Annotated in this window: 13 protein-coding genes; 11 read left to right on the top strand and 2 right to left on the bottom strand. The window is 68.8% G+C overall.

Annotation, left to right across the window (positions count from 1 at the left end; genetic code table 11):
• Positions 1-14: 14 nt before the first annotated feature.
• From AC5P5M_RS12145 to AC5P5M_RS12130, 4 genes are read left to right on the top strand one after another with little or no spacing between them, the layout of a single operon-like run.
• On the top strand, positions 15-791 hold the full coding sequence (locus tag AC5P5M_RS12145; protein WP_053519761.1) for a helix-turn-helix domain-containing protein: 777 nt from the start codon (positions 15-17) through the stop codon (positions 789-791).
• A gap of 19 nt (positions 792-810) precedes the next feature.
• Positions 811-1554 carry a molybdate ABC transporter substrate-binding protein gene (gene modA / locus AC5P5M_RS12140; protein ID WP_461289330.1) on the top strand — a complete coding sequence of 248 codons (744 nt, stop codon included), beginning with the start codon at positions 811-813 and terminating at the stop codon, positions 1552-1554.
• 3 nt (positions 1555-1557) lie between these two features.
• Positions 1558-2241 carry a molybdate ABC transporter permease subunit gene (modB, locus tag AC5P5M_RS12135; RefSeq protein ID WP_065176130.1) on the top strand — a complete coding sequence of 228 codons (684 nt, stop codon included), beginning with the start codon at positions 1558-1560 and terminating at the stop codon, positions 2239-2241.
• The gene (locus AC5P5M_RS12130) at positions 2231-2899 is read left to right on the top strand and encodes a sulfate/molybdate ABC transporter ATP-binding protein (RefSeq protein ID WP_128988275.1); all 669 of its coding nucleotides are present in this window, start codon (positions 2231-2233) and stop codon (positions 2897-2899) included. Before modB ends, AC5P5M_RS12130 begins: the two co-directional genes overlap by 11 nt.
• A 45-nt stretch (positions 2900-2944) precedes the next feature.
• On the opposite strand, the gene AC5P5M_RS12125 is transcribed toward AC5P5M_RS12130, so the two are convergent.
• Positions 2945-4477: a flavodoxin domain-containing protein gene (locus AC5P5M_RS12125; RefSeq protein ID WP_111186848.1), complete on the bottom strand. Its 1533-nt coding sequence runs from the start codon at positions 4475-4477 to the stop codon at positions 2945-2947.
• Positions 4474-4902, bottom strand: coding sequence for a PAS domain-containing protein (locus AC5P5M_RS12120; protein ID WP_111186849.1), 429 nt, complete (start codon positions 4900-4902; stop codon positions 4474-4476). The genes AC5P5M_RS12125 and AC5P5M_RS12120 overlap by 4 nt, the downstream gene beginning before the upstream one ends.
• Positions 4903-5333: 431 nt before the next feature.
• Here AC5P5M_RS12120 and glgA point away from each other — a divergent pair, with 431 nt between their 5' ends.
• From glgA to glgX, 7 genes are read left to right on the top strand one after another with little or no spacing between them, the layout of a single operon-like run.
• Entirely contained in the window at positions 5334-6860 is a 1527-nt protein-coding gene (gene glgA, locus AC5P5M_RS12115) for a glycogen synthase GlgA (protein WP_180875273.1), read from the top strand.
• Entirely contained in the window at positions 6857-9091 is a 2235-nt protein-coding gene (locus AC5P5M_RS12110; protein WP_495205945.1) for a 1,4-alpha-glucan branching enzyme, read from the top strand. The genes glgA and AC5P5M_RS12110 overlap by 4 nt, the downstream gene beginning before the upstream one ends.
• Positions 9088-10806: a malto-oligosyltrehalose trehalohydrolase gene (gene treZ / locus AC5P5M_RS12105; RefSeq protein ID WP_495205944.1), complete on the top strand. Its 1719-nt coding sequence runs from the start codon at positions 9088-9090 to the stop codon at positions 10804-10806. Before AC5P5M_RS12110 ends, treZ begins: the two co-directional genes overlap by 4 nt.
• A complete protein-coding gene (locus AC5P5M_RS12100; protein ID WP_495205943.1) occupies positions 10803-12647 on the top strand; it encodes a 4-alpha-glucanotransferase in 1845 nt (614 codons plus the stop codon). Before treZ ends, AC5P5M_RS12100 begins: the two co-directional genes overlap by 4 nt.
• Positions 12644-15217, top strand: a complete 2574-nt coding sequence (gene treY / locus AC5P5M_RS12095) for a malto-oligosyltrehalose synthase (RefSeq protein WP_495205942.1) — start codon at positions 12644-12646, stop codon at positions 15215-15217. The genes AC5P5M_RS12100 and treY overlap by 4 nt, the downstream gene beginning before the upstream one ends.
• Positions 15186-15356, top strand: coding sequence for a DUF2934 domain-containing protein (locus AC5P5M_RS12090; protein WP_080375226.1), 171 nt, complete (start codon positions 15186-15188; stop codon positions 15354-15356). Before treY ends, AC5P5M_RS12090 begins: the two co-directional genes overlap by 32 nt.
• Positions 15343-17460, top strand: a complete 2118-nt coding sequence (gene glgX, locus AC5P5M_RS12085; protein WP_197571115.1) for a glycogen debranching protein GlgX — start codon at positions 15343-15345, stop codon at positions 17458-17460. The genes AC5P5M_RS12090 and glgX overlap by 14 nt, the downstream gene beginning before the upstream one ends.
• Positions 17461-17483 lie beyond the last annotated feature (23 nt).

Below are 17483 nucleotides of genomic sequence, written 5' to 3'. Positions count from 1 at the left end.
CCAGGCATTCCGTGATGTTCTCCACTCCGTACCCCCAGGTTCGCCAGGGCGCGGCGACGCCGAACCCCGCCGCTGCCGATGACGGCGACGCGCTGCACTTCTGCAGTACCTGTGCATTCTCCGATGCCTGCATGTCGCAGGGGTATGACAAGGCCGCGCTGGGCGAACTGCATGTGCTGGTCGACCATGTCGGCCCGTTCCACGCGGGCGACTACATCTTCCGCGCCGGCGAGCCGTTCGATTCGATCGCGGCGGTGCGTGCCGGCATGGTCAAGACGTTTGTCGATGACAGCCAGGGCAACGAGCAGGTGCTCGGTTTCAGTCTGCCCGGTGAGGTGATCGGCCTGAACGCGATCCACGAGGCACGCTTTCCCTGCAATGCCGTGGCGCTGGATACCGTGTACCTGTGCCGGATCTCATTCCCCAGGCTGAGCCTGCTGGCCACCCGCATGCCGGGCCTGCAGGCGCGGCTGTTCAGCCTGCTCAGTGCGGAGATCGGCAAGGTTGCCCTGCTGGCGGCCAACCATCGCACCGAAGAGCGGATGGCCGCGTTCCTGCTGGACATGTCCGAGCGCTACGCACGCCGCGGGTTCTCCGCCACCCGGTTCAACCTGACGATGGCACGCACCGAGATCGCCAATTACCTGCGGATGGCACCGGAAACCGCCAGCCGCGTGCTGCGCCGGCTGAGCGATGATGGGATCATCGCGGTCAGGCAGCGGGAAATCCTGTTGTTGCAGCCCGAGCGCCTGGCATTGCTGGCATCGGCCGATGAATCCGATCCGAACTGAATCTGGCCGGGAGCCGAAGATGATGCGAGCGGGACTGATGTTGCTGGGGATGCTGGCGTCGCTGCCGGCGTACGCAGCCGGGCTGACGGTATCGGCGGCGTCGAGCCTGACCGAGAGCTTCCGTGAACTCGGTGCCGCCTATGAGAAGGCCCATCCCGGCGCCCGGGTCGATTTCAACTTCGCCGCCTCCGGCGTGCTGCTGCAGCAGATCAGCCGGGGCGCACCGGTCGATGTGTTTGCTTCGGCCGACGAAGTCACCATGGATCAGGCACAGCAGCAGGGCCTGCTGGCTGCCGGTACCCGCGAGGTGTTCGCGGTGAACGCGCTGTGGGTGGTGGTGCCGCCGCAGACCAGGGGCGGGCCACGTAGCCTGAAGGATCTCGCGGGTGCCGACGTGCGGCGCCTCGCGCTGGGCAACCCGGACAGCGTGCCGGTCGGCCGCTATGCCAAGGGTGCGCTGCAAGCGGCGGGCCTGTGGCCGTCGGTACAGAGCAGGATCGTCACCACGCAGAACGTGCGCCAGTCGTTGGATTACGTGGCGCGGGGCGAAGTGGACGCCGGTTTCGTCTACGCCACCGACGCACAGGCCATGGCCGGCCGCGTGCGTTGTGCCTTCGCAGTGCCGGTGTCCGGACGCATCGCCTATCCGCTGGCGGTGACCCGGGCCAGCACGCAGCCAGCCGAAGCCAGGCGCTTCGCCACCTTCGTGCGGTCGGCACAAGGTCAGGCGATCCTGGCCAGGCATGGGTTCGGCAAGCCCTGACGGATGGACCTGGACTGGAGCGCGCTGGGGTTGTCGCTGAAGGTCGCCGGCTGGGCCACGGCGATCAATCTGGTGCTGGGCGTTGGATTGGGGGCGTTGCTGGCGCGTCGGCGCTTCCCCGGCCGCGAACTGCTGGATTCGCTGCTGACCCTGCCGATGGTGCTGCCGCCGACGGTGCTCGGTTATTACCTGCTGGTGCTGATAGGGCGCAACGGCCCCATCGGCGCGTGGTTGCAGTCGTGGTTCGGCATCAACCTGATCTTTACCTGGCAGGCGGCGGTGGTCGCCGCGGCAGTGGCTTCGCTGCCGCTGGTGTTCAAGCCGGCACGCGCGGCGTTCGAGGATGTGGACGGGCAGCTGGAGCAGGCCGCGCGCACGCTCGGCGTGTCGGAGGCGGCGGTGTTCTTCCGCATCACGCTGCCGCTGGCCTGGCGCGGCATTCTCGCCGGCCTCCTGCTGGCGTTTGCCCGGGCAATGGGTGAGTTCGGCGCGACGCTGATGGTGGCCGGCAGCATCCCGGGTCGTACGCAGACGCTGTCGATCGCCATCTACGAGGCGGTGCAGGCAGGGCAGGACGGCAGGGCCAATGCGCTGGTGATCCTGACGTCGGTAGTGTGCATCGTCATCCTGCTGCTGGCGGCACGCCTGGTGGGCGGGCATCGCAGGGAGCTGCGCGATGTGGCTTGACCTGAAGGTGCAGCGCCGGATGCAGGCAGCGGGCCAGGTCTTCGAACTGGACGTCACGCTGCAGTGCACGCAGCGCCAGGTTGTGGTGTTCGGCCCGTCCGGGGCAGGCAAAAGCCTGACGCTCAAGGCCGTGGCCGGACTGCTGCGTCCCGGACAGGGCCATGTGACGCTGCAGGGGCAGGTGCTGTTCGATTCCCACGCGCGGGTCGACCTGCCACCGCAGCGGCGTCGCCTGGGGTACGTGTTCCAGGACTACGCGCTGTTTCCCCACCTGAGCGTGCGCCAGAACGTGGCGTTCGGGCTGCAGCGGGGGTGGTTCAATCCACGCCGTGGCCAGCGCTTCGACGTCGTCGAGCAGTGGCTGCAGGCGTTCCGTATCGACCACGTGGGGGATCTGCTGCCGTCGCAGATCTCCGGCGGCCAGCGTCAGCGTACGGCCCTGGCGCGGGTCATGGTGACCCAACCGCAGGCATTGCTGCTGGACGAGCCGTTCGCCGCACTGGACCACGACCTGCGCCAGCACCTGCGCGAGGAGCTGGCGGCGGTGCTGGACAGTACCGGCATTCCGCTGCTGCTGATCAGCCACGATCCTCAGGATGCCGTCGTCTTCGGCCAGCAGGTCGCGCACATGGCGGACGGCCGGGTCGTCGGCGATTGATGCATGCGCTCGTGCCGGGCCACGGCCGGCCGAATCGATGCAGGGTCAGTACAGCTCGCAGTGAATGCGGCCCTCCCCGCGCAGCAGGTCCCAATGCCCCTGGCCGCCAATGGCGTCGATGGCCTCGCGCACCGCGTCTTCCAGGTGGCGCTTGTTGCCGCACAGGTACAGGTGCCCGCCGCGGGACAACACCTGCCTTACTTCGCGGGCGCGCTGCCGCAGCACATGCTGCACATACACCTTTTCGGTTCCGTCACGCGAGAAGGCAGGATGCAGGCCGGCGAGCACGCCGCGCGCATGCCAGTCCTGCAGCTGCTCGCGATACAGGTAATCGTGTTCGCAATGCTTCTCGCCGAACACAAGATGCAGTTCGCGTCCGCAGCCATTGGCCTGCACCTGCTGCACCAGGCCGATCAGCGGCGCGATGCCGGTGCCGGTGCCGACCAGCAGCAGGGGCGCGCTGCCGGTGTCGGCCAGATGGAAGCCGGGATTGGAGCGGCAGTACACGCGGGCGTGGCTGCCCCCCCGCAGCAGGCTGCCGGTGGCGGTACCGGAACGCTCGCGGCCGCGCAGGCTGTAGCGCACTTCGCGTATGCACAGGCTCAGCTGGCCGTTGCCGGGATGCGAGGCGATCGAGTAGGCCCGTGGCAGGCGCGCTGACAGGAGGTCGCGCAGCCTGGCCAGCGGCACGCGGTCCGGGCTGGCGTGGTCCTGCAGGATATCCAGCACGTCCAGACCGTGCAGGTAGGCATCCAGCTCGCGCTTCTGGCTGACCTTCAGCAGCGACTTCAACCGCTCGCTGCCGCCCAGCCTGGCCAGCTCGCGCAGCACGCCCCTGCCCAGCAGGCGCAGTTCGCGGTCCTGCAGCATGGCGATGGCCGCATTGTCGCCGTACCAGGTGGCAAGGGCCTGCAGCAGTGCGGGATCGTGGTCCGGCAGCACGTGCACCGTGTCGCCGGCGCGGTAGGCCATGCCGCTGCCGGCAATATCCAGCTGCAGGTGCCACGCGGCCGGATCACTGCTGTTGACGCGACGGCGCTCGACGATGGGCGCGGCGAAGGCATTGTCGTCACCGTAGGCGGTAACCTGCAGGTGCAGGTCCTGGCCGGCGGCGGCATCGCCCTCGAGCACCTGGCGGAGCACCGGCTGCCACTGCTGGAAGAACCGTTCATAGCCGAGGTCGGCGTCGACCCGCCGCAGCAGCGGCTGCGCTTGGCGTTCGCTCAGCGCCGCGTCCAGCGCTCGGGTGAAGCCGCAGAATCGAGGGTAGCCGGTGTCGCCCAGGCCGAACACCGCGTAGCGCAGGCCGGGCAGCGACCCGGTCTGGCACACGCTCTGGAAGAAGCGTTCGCCGTTCGCGGGCGGCTCGCCGTCGCCGAACGAACTGGAGATCGCCAGCAGCACATCGCCCTGGCCCAGGCTGGCAACGTCAATGTCGTTGAACGGCAGCACCTGCGGCGCGAGCGCTTGCAGGCCAGGGTCCGCGCCCAGGCGCTGGGCCAGGGCGCGGGCATTGCCCGATTCGGAGGCGAAACCCACCAGCAGGCGGCGAACCGGTGTGGCAGCGATGGTGCTCACGCGGCCTCGTAGAAGTCGTCGAATTTCTCCTTGCTGAACTCGACCTGCTCGAAGTCCTGCATCAGGTCGTTCACCACGCGGCGGATGCTGATGTACGCGGTGATGTTGCCCTCGGCGTCGAGCAGCGGCTGCACGGTGGTGTCGACCACGTAGAGCACGCCCCCCTTGCCCAGGTTCGGCACGATGCCGGTCCAGATGCCGCCGGCCTTGATCGTGTCCCACATGTCCTTGTAGACGGCCTTGGGCACATCCGGATGGCGCACGATGCTGTGCGGCTGGCCGATCAGTTCTTCACGTGCGAAGCCGGTGAGCGTGCAGAACAGATCATTGGCGTAGGTGATGTTGCCCTGCAGGTCAGTGGTGGAGATCACCATGACCTTCTGCAGGGCGTTCAGGAGCTGGCTGTTGTCGGGGGTGTCGTGCATTGCAGGGTCCTTGTGGCTGCCGGAAACGCCGGCGTGTTCGGGTCCTGCATAGAGATACCCCTGCGTGCCGGCGGCCGGTTTGACATTGGTCAAGGGGGAGGCAGGGACCGCCTGCGACGGGATGTCGCATATGGCACCCAACCGACCGCCACCACCCAGGCCACGGGTAGCGCGCTCACGGCATCCAGGTGGATGTCCCGTCCGGGAGGCATCGATGGGCGTGATGAACGCGGCATGCGTACTCAGCTCATGACGCGCTGTCACAAAGAAATCGCCAGGGCTTCACGGCCGATTGATCGCATGCGGGGCTATTGTCCTCCTGAGCCTCTCGCTGACGTCCCCCACGTTCTGCGTCGACTTCCCTCTCCGCTTCAGCGCCCGTCCGGGCGCCGTTGGCGTCCGTCTGCCTGAACACTTCCGAGATCATCGCCATGGCCCGCGTCGTCCAGTCCGCCTCACCCGTTGCGACGCCTCCCGGTGCACCTGTACCAATCGGGACCCGCCGGGGCCACTCACAGCCGTTGAAGTTGCCGGAACTGGTACAGCGCGTGCTGTTTGTCGCGACCGAAATGGCCGACTTCGTCAAGGCGGGAGGCCTGGGCGATGTGGCCGCGGCCCTGCCACGCGCGGTGCGCGGCGCGTGTGATTCGCGCGTGCTGCTTCCCGGCTACCCGGAGGTGCTGCAGCGCCTGCCGCAGCTGCGGCCGGTGGGGCAGGTCAGCCCAAGGGCCGGCCTGCCTGCGTGCACCATCGGCATGGCGGTGCAGGCCGACGGCCTGCCGATCTACGTGCTGCTCTCGCCTGAGCTGTATGAGCGGGAAGGCTCGCCCTACGTGGATGGGCAGGGACAGGAGTGGAAGGACAACGCGGTTCGCTTCGCCACGCTGTCACACGCGGCTGCGGAGATTGCGGCCGGGCGTGCCGGGCTGGACTGGTCACCGCAGCTGCTGCACCTGAATGACTGGCCGGTGGCCATGGCCGCCGCCTACGTGCGTTGGGACCGGACGGCCGTGCCGACGCTGTTGACGATCCACAACCTGGCCTACCAGGGCCTGTTCCCGTATGCGCTTGCGCCGGTGCTGGGCGTACCGGCCGCGCACCTGGATGAACTGCACTTCCACGGACAGATGTCATTCCTGCAGGGCGGCATCACCAATGCCACGCGGCTGAACACAGTCAGCCTGCGCTATGCACAGCAGATCACCGCCCCTGATGATGGATGCGGACTGCATGACCTGCTGGCCCGGCGCGCCGCTGGCGGTCACCTGAGCGGCATCGTCAACGGCATCGACGCCAGCTGGGATCCGCGACGCGACATCCACCTCAAGGCGCACTTCGGCATCGGCGAATGGACCGGACGCGCGACCAACGCACATGCGGTGCGCAGGGCGTTCGGCCTGGCGCCCTCGACCGGCCCGCTGTTCGCGGTGGTTTCCCGCCTGGTGCACCAGAAGGGGCTGGACATCACCTGTGACGTGGCGCCACAGATCGTCGCGGCCGGGGGGCAGCTGGTCGTCATCGGCGGCGGCGAGCCGCAGGTGGAAGCACAGGTGCAGGCGCTGGCCCGGCGCTACCCGGGCCGGGTGGGCGCATTCATCGGGTTCGAGGAAGCGCTGGCGCGCCAGATGTTCGCCGGCGCGGACTTCCTGCTGATGCCTTCGCGTTTTGAACCCTGCGGGCTCAGCCAGATGTACGCGCAGCGCTTCGGCTGCCTGCCGGTCGCGCATGCGACGGGCGGGCTGGTGGACACCGTCGAGGATGGCGTGACCGGTTTCCTGTTCCACGGTGCCAATGCCGATGGCCTGCGCCGCTGCGTGGAGCGGGCGATGCGCACCTTCCGTCTGCCAGGCTTGCTGCAGGCCATGCGCCGCGCCGCCATGCTGCGGCCGGGCGGCTGGGATGCGGCCGGGCGAGCCTATCTGGCGCTGTACCAGCAGACCTGCCAGGTGGCCGCATGAGCCACGACAGCACGCATCTGGCCGCCCTCGAGGACGACACCACCGCAGACACAGCACTGGATCACCGCATCGCGCCGGCGCTGGAGGACCTCGTCCATGCCCGCCCGGCAGATGCATTTGCCTGGCTGGGCCCGCACCGCCAGCGCGAGGGTGAACGGCGGTTGCGCGTGCTGGTGCCGCACGCGCAGCGCGTCGAGGTGATCGGAGAGGACGGGCGACGCTGGGATCTGCACCCGGGCCCCTTGCCCGGCCTGTTCGAGGGCGCCGCCGGTGAAGCGGCGGTGCCGCTGCTTGCCCTGCATTTCGAGCAGGGTGTGGAGCAGGTGCACGATGCCTATGCCTTCGGCCCGCTGCTGGACGAAGCGCTGCTGCAACGCTTCCATGCTGGTGATGCCGATGCGGCGCGCCAGCTGGGCGCGGTCCCGATGCAGGTGCAGGGGATCGCCGGCGTGAGATTCGCGGTGTGGGCGCCCAATGCGCGGCGGGTCGCCGTGGTCGGCGATTTCAACGGATGGGATGGCCGACGCCATCCGATGCGGCTGCGCCATGCGGCAGGCGTGTGGGAACTGTTCCTGCCCGGCGTGCAGGCCGGTGCCCGCTACAAGTTCCGCATTGTCGGCGCTGATGGCCAGGTGATGCCCGACAAGTTCGACCCGATGGCGCGCTGGGCCGAACTGCCACCGGCCACCGCCTCACGCGTGCCTTCGGCGGCGCCGATGCAGTGGCATGACGAGGGTTGGAGGGCGGCCCGGCGCCAGGCGGGCGCCAGCGCGCCGCTGTCCATCTACGAGGTACATGCGGGCTCCTGGCAGCGCGGCGATGATGGCGCATCGCTGGACTGGGATGCGCTGGCCGACCGGCTGATTCCGTACGTGGCCGGACTCGGCTTCACCCACATCGAACTGCTGCCGGTCAGCGAGCATCCCTTCGGCGGTTCCTGGGGCTATCAGCCGCTGGGGATCTACGCACCGACGGCGCGCCATGGGACGCCGCACGCCTTCGCGCGCTTCGTGGATCGCTGTCACCAGGCCGGAGTGGGGGTGATCGTGGACTGGGTGAGCGCACACTTCCCCAACGACGCGCATGGCCTGGCCGGTTTCGACGGAACCGCGTTGTACGAGCATGCCGACCCGCGCGAAGGGGTGCACGCCGACTGGGACACGCTGATCTACAACTATGGCCGCAACGAAGTGGCCGCTTACCTGATCGGTAGTGCCTTGGAGTGGGTGGAGCGGTTCCACATCGACGGACTGCGCGTGGACGCAGTGGCGTCCATGCTGTACCGGGATTACAGCCGTGCTGACGGTGAGTGGATACCCAACGAGCAGGGCGGGCGAGAGAACCTGCAGGCGGTCGCCTTCCTGAGGCGGATGAACCAGACCCTGCGTGAGCGCTTCCCGGACGTGTTGGTGATTGCCGAGGAATCCACCGCGTGGCCGGGGGTGACCGCGCCGGTGGAGGAGGGCGGGCTTGGCTTCACCCACAAATGGAACATGGGCTGGATGCACGACACCCTGCAGTACCTGGGGCGCGATCCTGTCCATCGCCAGCATCACCACAGCGAGATCAGCTTCGGCCTGGTCTACGCCTTCTCAGAACGCTTCGTGCTTCCGCTGTCGCATGACGAGGTGGTGCATGGCAAGGGCGCGCTGCTGGCCAAGATGGCAGGCGAACCGGCGCAGCGGCTGGCCCAGCTTCGTGCGTATTACGGCTTCATGTGGGCGCACCCGGGCAGCAAACTGCTGTTCATGGGCGGCGAGTTCGGCCAGGGACATGAGTGGTCGCACGATGCAGCACTGGACTGGGAACAGGCGACCAGCAGTGAGGGCCGGGGCCTGTCGCGTCTGGTGGGCGACCTCAATGCCGTGCTCCGCTCCGAACCCGCGCTGCATCGTGACGAGCGCGATGAACGCGGTTTCGACTGGAGCGTGGCCGATGACAGCCGCAACAGCGTGTATGCCTTCATCCGCCGGGATCCTGCCGGCAGCGGCCGCACCCTGCTGGTGGTGAGCAACTTCACCCCGGTGCTGCGCGAGGGTTACCGGGTCGGTGTGCCGCAACCGGGGCGCTGGACGGAACGCCTCAACACCGACAGCGCGCATTACAACGGCGGCAATGCGGGCAACCTCGGAGCGGTGCAGACCGAGCCAAGGCCGATGCATGGCCACGCCCAGTCGCTGCGGCTGACCCTGCCGCCGCTGTCCACGCTGTACCTGCAGGTTGATGCATGACCACAGCGTCCCCGCGTCTGGGCGCTTGGCGTGCGGCCGGTGAGGGGGTGGAGTTCCGTGTGTGGGCGCCGGACGCAGACACGATGACGCTGTGCCTGCAGGGTGCGCTGCGGCCGATGCAACGCGAGCCGGACGGTTGCCACTGGCTGCGGACACAGGCATCGCATGGCGACCGGTACCGGTTCCGCCTCCCTTCAGGCCAGGACGTGCCAGATCCGGCCTCGCGCTGGCAGCCGGACGGCATCGATGGCGACAGCGCCGTGGTGCTGGACACCGGCAGGGCGCAGGCCACGTGGCAGGGGCCCGCCTGGCAGGACCTGGTCATCTGTGAGGTGCACATCGAGGCAGGCGGCGGCCTCGCTGCACTGACCGCGCAGCTGCCGATGCTGGCCGCAACGGGCATCACCGCCATCGAGCTGATGCCGGTTGCGCAGTTTCCCGGCCGGCGCAACTGGGGCTACGACGGTGTGTTCCCCTACGCACCGGCCCATGTCTACGGCGGGCCGGCAGCGCTGAAGGCTTTCATCGACGCGGCGCATGATGCCGGACTGTCGGTGCTGCTGGATGTGGTCTACAACCACTTCGGACCGCAGGGTAACCCTCTGCGTGACTACGCGCGGGCGTTCTTCCGTGACGATCGCAGCACCCCCTGGGGTGAGGCGATCGACTTCCGCCAGCCCTGGGTGCGGCGCTTCTTCATCGACAATGCGCTGATGTGGTTGCGCGACTATGGCTTCGATGGGCTGCGCCTGGACGCGGTACACGCCATCGACGATGACCGCTTCCTGCAGCAGCTGGCCGATGAGGTGCGCGCGGAGGTGCCGCACGCGCACCTGGTGCTGGAGAACGAACGCAACCAGGCGCGGTGGCTGCGCGGTGCCTATCAGGGGCAATGGAACGACGACTTCCACAACGCGCTGCACGTGATGCTGACCGGCGAGCAGGAAGGCTATTACGTGGCCTACGCCGGTCGCGCCGACGCGCTGCTGGCCCGCTGCCTGGCAGAAGGATTCGCCTGGCAGGGTGAGCCTGACCTGGGCGGCCATCCCCGCGGCGAACCCAGCAGCGACCTGTCGCCCGCGCGTTTCGTTGTATTCGCGCAGAACCACGACCAGGTGGGCAACCGTGCCTTCGGCGAGCGCCTGTCGATGCTGGTGGATCCGGCGCGGCTGCGCGCGGCACTGGCGCTGACCCTGCTGACGCCGATGATCCCGCTGCTGTTCATGGGTGAACCGTGGCAGGCGCGGTCGCCGTTCCTGTTCTTCACCGACTATGCGCCGCCGCTGGACGAGGCGGTGCGCGAGGGACGTCGCCGCGAGTTTTCCGGCTTCAGTGCCTTCGCCGATGCCGCCTCGCGTGCGCGTATTCCGGACCCGAACGATCCGGCCACCCTGCAGGTCTCGTACACGCCGCCGCCCGGCGATGATCCCTGGTCGCAGCAATGGCTGCGTTGCACAGGCGGGTTTTTGGCCCTGCGCAGACGCTATCTGCAGCCCGGCCTGCTGCAGGCCCGGTCGCTGGGTGCGCGGGTGCTTGGCGAGGGGGCGGTGCAGGCGGGTTGGCAGCTGCCATCGGGCCAATGGTGGATCGCGATCAATGTGGGCCCACGGCCCGTGGCGCATGCGGTGCCGGCCGGCGAGCGCGTTGTGGGTCCCGACATTGCCGGTGTGCTGCCGGCAGGCGGCAGTGTTGTTGCGTGCTGGGTGGCGGCATGAGGACGGATATATCGGTTCGGGACGCCGCACGCCGGGCAGGTCTCCTGGAGCGCTGGACCGACGTGGCCGGCGTCGAGCGCGAAGTCGCGCCGGACGTGCTTCGGGCGGTGCTGGAAGGGCTGCACTGCGATGGTGCGCCGGTGCGCGCCCGCTTGCTCACCGCCTGCTGTGGCCAGGTACTGGTGATGCCGGAGGCGACGGGGGCGGCGTGCTGGGTGGATGAACAGGGGCGCGAGCTGCCAGCACGGCCTGATGCGCAGGGGCGCTGGCGCGTTCCGGATCAACCGGGCTATTGGCAGTGGCGCCGGGGCGGGCGGCAACAGGCGGTCGCGGTGGCGCCGCCGCGAGCCTGGTGGCCACCGCGCATGCTGCGCGGTTGGGGTCTGTCGGCGCAGGTCTACAGTCTGCGCGCCCGCGGCGATGCAGGCATCGGTGACAGCGCCGGCTGCACACGGTGGCGTGAGCTTCTGCAGCGGCATGGAGGCGATGCACTGGCATTGAGTCCGCTGCACGCCGGCTTGCCACCCGGCCCGGGCTACAGCCCCTATTCGCCCAGTGACCGGCGCTGGCTCGATCCGCTGCAGGTATCTCTTCCGCAGGTGCTGCCGGAGGCTGCCGACAGCGTGCTGCGCCAGGACGAGGCACTGGCGATGGCAATTGATGCCGCCACCGCTGCACGCCGCATTGACTGGCCGCACTCGGCGGCATTGAAGTGGCGCTGGATGCGACAGGTGCGCCAATGGCTGCGGCAGCAGGCACCGGCACAGTGCGAGCAGATCGAGACCTGGTGCGATGCGCAGGGCGAACCGCTGCTGCGCTACTGCCAGCATGCCGCCGACGGGATCACCGGGAGCGCCGACGACCATGCATTTGCGCAGTGGCTGGCGCAGCAGGGCTGGGTGCAGGTGCACGCGGCGCTGCGCAGTGATGGCGCGTCGATCGGATTGATTGCCGATCTGGCCGTGGGCTGTGCACCGCAGGGCGTCGAGGCACGCACCGGTGGGGCCGATCTGCTGCAGGGGCTTGAACTGGGTGCGCCGCCGGATGCGTTCAATCCGCTCGGCCAGGCCTGGGGCATCACCAGCTGGTCACCGTTGGCGTTGCACCGCGAGGGCTTTGCACCGTTCATCCGCGTACTGCGCGCCGTGATGGCCGGCCGCGGTGGCCTGCGCATCGACCACATCCTCGGCCTGCAGCGGCTGTGGGTGTTGCCTCACGGCGCTGGCGCCGGGCAGGGCGTGTACCTGCGCTATCCATTCGATGACCTGATCAATCTGCTGGTGCTGGAATCGTGGCGGCATCGCTGCGTGCTGATCGGTGAAGACCTGGGGGTGGTGCCGCCGGGCATCCGCCAGCGGCTGGCAGCCCGGGGCATCCTGGGCATCGAGGTGCTGCCGTTCGCCCGCAACGGCGAGCGCTTCCTGCCGGCGCCGCGGTGGCGCCGCGATGCGGTGGCCATGCCGTCCACCCACGACCTGCCACCACTGGCCGGCTGGCTGCGCGGGCGCGACCTGCGCTGGCGTGCCCGCCTGGGTGAGCTGGAGGACCTGCCGGCGGCACTGCGCGCGCGCGCGCGGGACGTGCAGGCGCTGGCCGCAGTCTGCGGTGGTGGCGGCGCGACCGTGGAGGACGGAGCGCTGTCACTGGTTGCCCATGCAGCGTCGCGGCTGGCGCTGCTGCCACTGGAAGATGTGCTGGGCAGCCGTGCACAGGTGAACCTGCCAGGCACCGTCAGCGGACATCCGAACTGGCGCCGGCGGTTGCCGCTGGCGTGGGACGGTGCCGCCGCCGATGCGCGGCTGGCGCGCCTGAGCAGCACGCGCCGCAGGGCAGGGCGATGACGAGGTTGCGTGCCACCGCGCGCCTGCAGGTGCATGCAGGCTTCGACCTTGAGGCGGCCGCAGCGCAGGTGCCGTATTACGCCGCACTGGGCGTCAGTCACCTTTACCTGTCGCCGATCGCGGTTGCGGTGCCGGGGTCCACACATGGCTACGATGGCATCGACCCGGCCAGCATCAATCCGCAGCTGGGCGGCGAAGCGGCCTTCCGCCAGCTGGCCACCGCGGCGCGCTCACACGGCCTGGGTCTGATCCTGGACATCGTGCCCAACCATCTGGCGGCATCCCCGCACAGCCACTGGTGGAGCGATGTGCTGATGCACGGGCGTCGAAGCCGCCACGCGGGCTGGTTCGACATCGACTGGGAGGCGCCGGGCTGCGAAGGCCGGCTATGGTTGCCGGTGCTGGACCGGCCACTGCACGATGCCGTGCGCGACGGCGTACTGCGGGTGGGGGTGGACGATGAGCGGCCAGGGTTGCGCCATCATGGGCTGGTCCTGCCGTTGTCGCCGCGCAGTCATCCCCTGGACGCCGCGCAGTGGCCGGCGTGGGCCGAACGCTGCAACCGCAGCGTCGAGCGGTTGCAGGCACTGCTGCAGCGGCAGCACTACCGGCTGGCGTGGTGGCGCACGGCAGGCGATCAGGTGAACTACCGGCGCTTCTTCGATATCAACGAACTGGCCGCGCTGCGGGTGGAGCGCGACGAGGTGTTCGAAGCGGTGCATGCGCTGCCGCTGCGGCTGGTGCGTGAGGGCTGGGTGGATGGCCTGCGCATCGACCATGTGGACGGCCTGTCGTCGCCCGGCACCTATCTGCAGCGCCTGCGCGAAGCGATCAACGCTGCCTGCGCGGCCGGGAGCCGTGATCCGGAGGCGGTGACTCTGCACGTCGAGAAGATACTGGCCGAGGGCGAGCAGCTGCCCGAGGGGTGGGCCTGCGACGGGACCACCGGCTATGACTTCATGGACCAGGCTGGCGCGTGGCTGCACGATCCGGCAGCGGCGCCCGCGCTCTCACGCGCCTGGAAGGCGGCGAGCGGCGACACGCGCGACTTTGACCAGATACAGCAGGACGCGCGCGGGATGCTGCTGCGCCAGTCGCTTCACACCGACTTCCAGCGCCTGCTGCGCAATGCGCAGCAGGTTCTGCAGCCCCGGCTGGCCGAGGCCGACATCGGTACGGCCGCCCTGGCGCGCGCGCTGGCCGCGCTGCTGCGGCACTACCGCACCTATCGCCCGTATTCGCTGCGTGACGCGGGTGAGCGGAAGGCATTGGTCGCCGCTGCTGCCGCCGCGCGAGCCGCGCTGGACGGTGCCGGACGGGCGGCACTGGACCTGCTGCTGCAGGCACTTCCCGGCCAGCCACCGGCTGAAAGCGAGCTGCGCGTGCGATTCGGGCAGCTGGCCGCGCCGTTGAACGCCAAGTCGGTGGAGGATACCGGCTTCTATCGTTACTTCAGACTGCTCTCACGCAACGAAGTCGGCAGTGATCCGCAGCGGCTGGGCATGCAGGGACGCGAGCTGCTGCAGCATGCAGCGCGGCGCCTGCGACGCCATCCCGAGGCACTGCTTGCGCTGGCGACCCACGATCACAAGCGGGGCAGCGACAGCCGGGCGCGGCTGGCGGTGCTCAGCACCTGCACGGCGGAGTGGCGGGATGCTGCACGGCGCTGGAGCCGGATGGCCGCCAAGGCCGGCATGCCGCTGCCGTTGCCGGGCGCCGAAGCGTATGCGCTGTGGCAGGCGCTGGTGGCGGCGTGGCCGATGCAGGGCGCCCCCGGTGCCGACTTCGCATCGAGGATGGCGGACTGGCTGACCAAGGCCCTGCGCGAGGGCAAACGGATCAGCAACTGGTCCGATCCCGATGTGGCAGTGGAGGACGCCGCCGTGCAGTGGCTGCACGCGCTGCTGGAGGGAGCACCCTTGCTGCCGGTGCGCGAGGCGCTGGCGGCCTTCGTGGCCCGCATCGCGCCGGCGGGCGCCTGCAATGGATTGGCACAGCTGTGCCTGCAGCACTGCCTGCCCGGTGTGCCTGACCTCTATCAAGGCGGCGAAGGCTGGGACCTGAGCCTGGTGGACCCGGACAACCGCCGGGCCGTGGACTATCCGGCGCGGCAGGCATGGCTGCGGGACACGCGCTCCTGGCCCGCGCTGCTGCAGGACTGGCGGGACGGCGGCATCAAGGCATTCCTGCTGCGGCAGCTGCTGGATTGCCGCCGCAGGCACCCGCACCTTTTCCTGTACGGCGAGCTGCAGCCGCTGTCCGCGCCTGCGCGCTCGCCCTGGCTGGCGTTCGTGCGCAGCCACCAGACGCAGGTACTGCTGGTGATCGTGCAGCGTGGCTCGCCCATCGCCATGCCCGGGCCCGGCCTGAACGTTGTGCGTGACGTCGCCACCGGCCCAACGCTGCGCGGGCTTCCGGCAGGACGCATGCGCAACCTCCTGGACGGACGCATCGAACATTTCAATGAAACCGCGGATGCAGCACGGCTTCTGGCTGGCAGCCCGCTGGCGGTATGGATCAACGAGGAGACGGGTAGGGATGGACAGCAGGGAACGACGGCAGCGGATTGAGGCATTGGCTCACCAGATATGGGAAGCGGAAGGGCGCCCGGACGACCAGCAGCAGCGGCACTGGCACATGGCCGAGCGGCTGGTGGAGGCCGAGATTGCCGCGGCGCGCGGCGAGGAGGGCAGCGATGGCGAGCCGTAAGTGGGCACAGACCTCGCGCGTGCGCGAAGGCCGGCCCTTCCCGCTGGGTGCAACCTGGGACGGGCTGGGCGTGAACTTCGCGCTGTACTCGCGGCATGCCACCCGGGTCGAACTCTGCCTGTTCGACGCGCGCAACCGCGAGGTCGAACGCATCGCGCTGCCCGAGTACACCAATGAGATCTGGCACGGCTATCTGCCCGATGTAAGGCCCGGGCAGCGCTACGGTTACCGGGTGCACGGTCCGTATGCGCCGGAGGAAGGGCATCGCTTCAATCCCAACAAGCTGCTGCTGGACCCTTACGCCAAGCAGATCGTCGGCGAGCTGAAGTGGGCGCCCCACCTGTTCGGCTACACCCTGGGCCATCGCGATGGCGATCTCAGTTTCGACCGCCGCGACAGCGCCAGCTACATGCCACGCTGCGCCGTGATCGATCCGGCCTTCAGCTGGGGTGTCGAGCGTGCACCCGAAACGGCCTGGGACAGGACGGTGATCTACGAAGCGCACGTGCGCGGGTTGACCATGCAGCATCCTGATGTCCCGCAGGCCGAGCGCGGCACCTTCTCTGCACTGCGGCATGATGCGGTGGTGGACCACCTGAGCCATCTGGGTGTGACCGCCATCGAGCTGCTGCCCGTGCACGCCTACGTGGACGACCAGCAGCTGCTCGAGCGTGGGCTGCGCAACTACTGGGGGTACAACACCATCGGCTTCTTCGCCCCGCAGCCGCGTTACCTGTCGACGGGCACCGTGGCCGAGTTCAAGCAGATGGTCGCGCGGCTGCACAATGCCGGCATCGAAGTGATCCTGGACGTGGTCTACAACCACACCGCCGAGGGCAACGAGCTGGGCCCCACGCTGTCGTTCAAGGGCATCGACAATGCCAGCTACTACCGATTGGCCGATGATCGCCGCTATTACATCAACGATACCGGCACCGGCAACACGTTCGACCTGACCAATGCCGGCGCGCTGCGCATGGTGATGGACTCGCTGCGCTACTGGGTGACCGAGATGCGGGTGGACGGTTTCCGCTTCGACCTGGCGACCATTCTTGGCCGTGAGCGCCATGGCTTCGACGCCTCGGGCAGCTTCCTCGATGCGGTACGCCAGGACCCGGTCCTGAGCCAGGTGAAGCTGATCGCCGAGCCCTGGGACATCGGCCCGGGCGGCTACCAGCTGGGCCAGTTCCCGCCGGGTTGGGCGGAATGGAACGACCGCTTCCGCGATACAGTGCGCGCGCTGTGGCGTGGCGATGGCGGGCAGCTGCCGGAGTTCGCCACCCGTTTCACCGGCTCGGCCGACCTGTTCGAACACCACGGCAGGCGGCCGTCGGCCAGCATCAACCTGGTAACGGCACACGACGGGTTCACCCTGCACGATCTGGTGAGCTACAACGACCGCCACAACGAGGCCAACGGCGAGGACAACCGCGATGGCCATTCGCACAATCTTTCCAGCAACCACGGTGTGGAGGGCGACACCGATGATCCGGCGATCCTCTCGTTGCGTGCACGGCAGATGCGCAACCTGCTGGCCACGCTGCTGCTGTCGCAGGGCACGCCCATGCTGCTGGCCGGCGACGAGTTCGGCCATTCGCAGCAGGGGAACAACAACGCGTACTGCCAGGACAACCCGCTGAGCTGGATCGACTGGGAGCGTGCCTCGCAGCCGGCGGCGCAGGCGCAGGTGGCATTCGTGCGGCGTGCACTATCGCTGCGCCGGCGCTATGGCCTGCTGCGCAGGAACCGGTTCCTGCGCGGTGAATACGATGAAGCGCTGGGCCTGCGCGATATCGACTGGCGGCATCCGGACGGCCGCAGCATGGAGGAGGCGGACTGGCACGACCCCGAACTGCGCGCGCTGCTGATTGTGCTGGACGGTCGAAGCCCCGACAGCGGCCTGCGTGAGCCCGGGCGGCATGTCAGCCTCGCCCTGCTGTTGAATGCCGGAGACCAGCCGCAGCGGTTCCGCGTATCGGATCAGGCGCTGTCGTTCCGGCGCGTACTGCTGCAGACCGACGAGGCGCCGCTGGAGCAGGACGGCACCGGCGACTGGACCCTGCCGCCGCGCAGCCTGTGCCTGCTCGCGGCCAGCAGCGCCTGATTGCAGCGCGCCCGCTCGGCGCG

The organism is Stenotrophomonas sp. YJH_SMC_106-19 (assembly GCF_059368375.1).
This window is presented reverse-complemented; position numbering and strand designations above follow the sequence as displayed.

What these genes read in the sequence shown, in the direction of transcription:
- AC5P5M_RS12110 (WP_495205945.1), top strand. Translation starts at nt 6,857, where the DNA reads ATGAGCCACGACAGCACGCATCTGGCCGCCCTCGAGGACGACACCACC.
- treZ (WP_495205944.1), top strand. Translation starts at nt 9,088, where the DNA reads ATGACCACAGCGTCCCCGCGTCTGGGCGCTTGGCGTGCGGCCGGTGAG.
- modA (WP_461289330.1), top strand. Translation starts at nt 811, where the DNA reads ATGATGCGAGCGGGACTGATGTTGCTGGGGATGCTGGCGTCGCTGCCG.
- treY (WP_495205942.1), top strand. Translation starts at nt 12,644, where the DNA reads ATGACGAGGTTGCGTGCCACCGCGCGCCTGCAGGTGCATGCAGGCTTC.
- AC5P5M_RS12145 (WP_053519761.1), top strand. Translation starts at nt 15, where the DNA reads ATGTTCTCCACTCCGTACCCCCAGGTTCGCCAGGGCGCGGCGACGCCG.
- AC5P5M_RS12090 (WP_080375226.1), top strand. Translation starts at nt 15,186, where the DNA reads ATGGACAGCAGGGAACGACGGCAGCGGATTGAGGCATTGGCTCACCAG.
- modB (WP_065176130.1), top strand. Translation starts at nt 1,558, where the DNA reads ATGGACCTGGACTGGAGCGCGCTGGGGTTGTCGCTGAAGGTCGCCGGC.
- glgA (WP_180875273.1), top strand. Translation starts at nt 5,334, where the DNA reads ATGGCCCGCGTCGTCCAGTCCGCCTCACCCGTTGCGACGCCTCCCGGT.
- AC5P5M_RS12100 (WP_495205943.1), top strand. Translation starts at nt 10,803, where the DNA reads ATGAGGACGGATATATCGGTTCGGGACGCCGCACGCCGGGCAGGTCTC.
- AC5P5M_RS12130 (WP_128988275.1), top strand. Translation starts at nt 2,231, where the DNA reads ATGTGGCTTGACCTGAAGGTGCAGCGCCGGATGCAGGCAGCGGGCCAG.
- AC5P5M_RS12120 (WP_111186849.1), bottom strand. Translation starts at nt 4,902, where the DNA reads ATGCACGACACCCCCGACAACAGCCAGCTCCTGAACGCCCTGCAGAAG.
- glgX (WP_197571115.1), top strand. Translation starts at nt 15,343, where the DNA reads ATGGCGAGCCGTAAGTGGGCACAGACCTCGCGCGTGCGCGAAGGCCGG.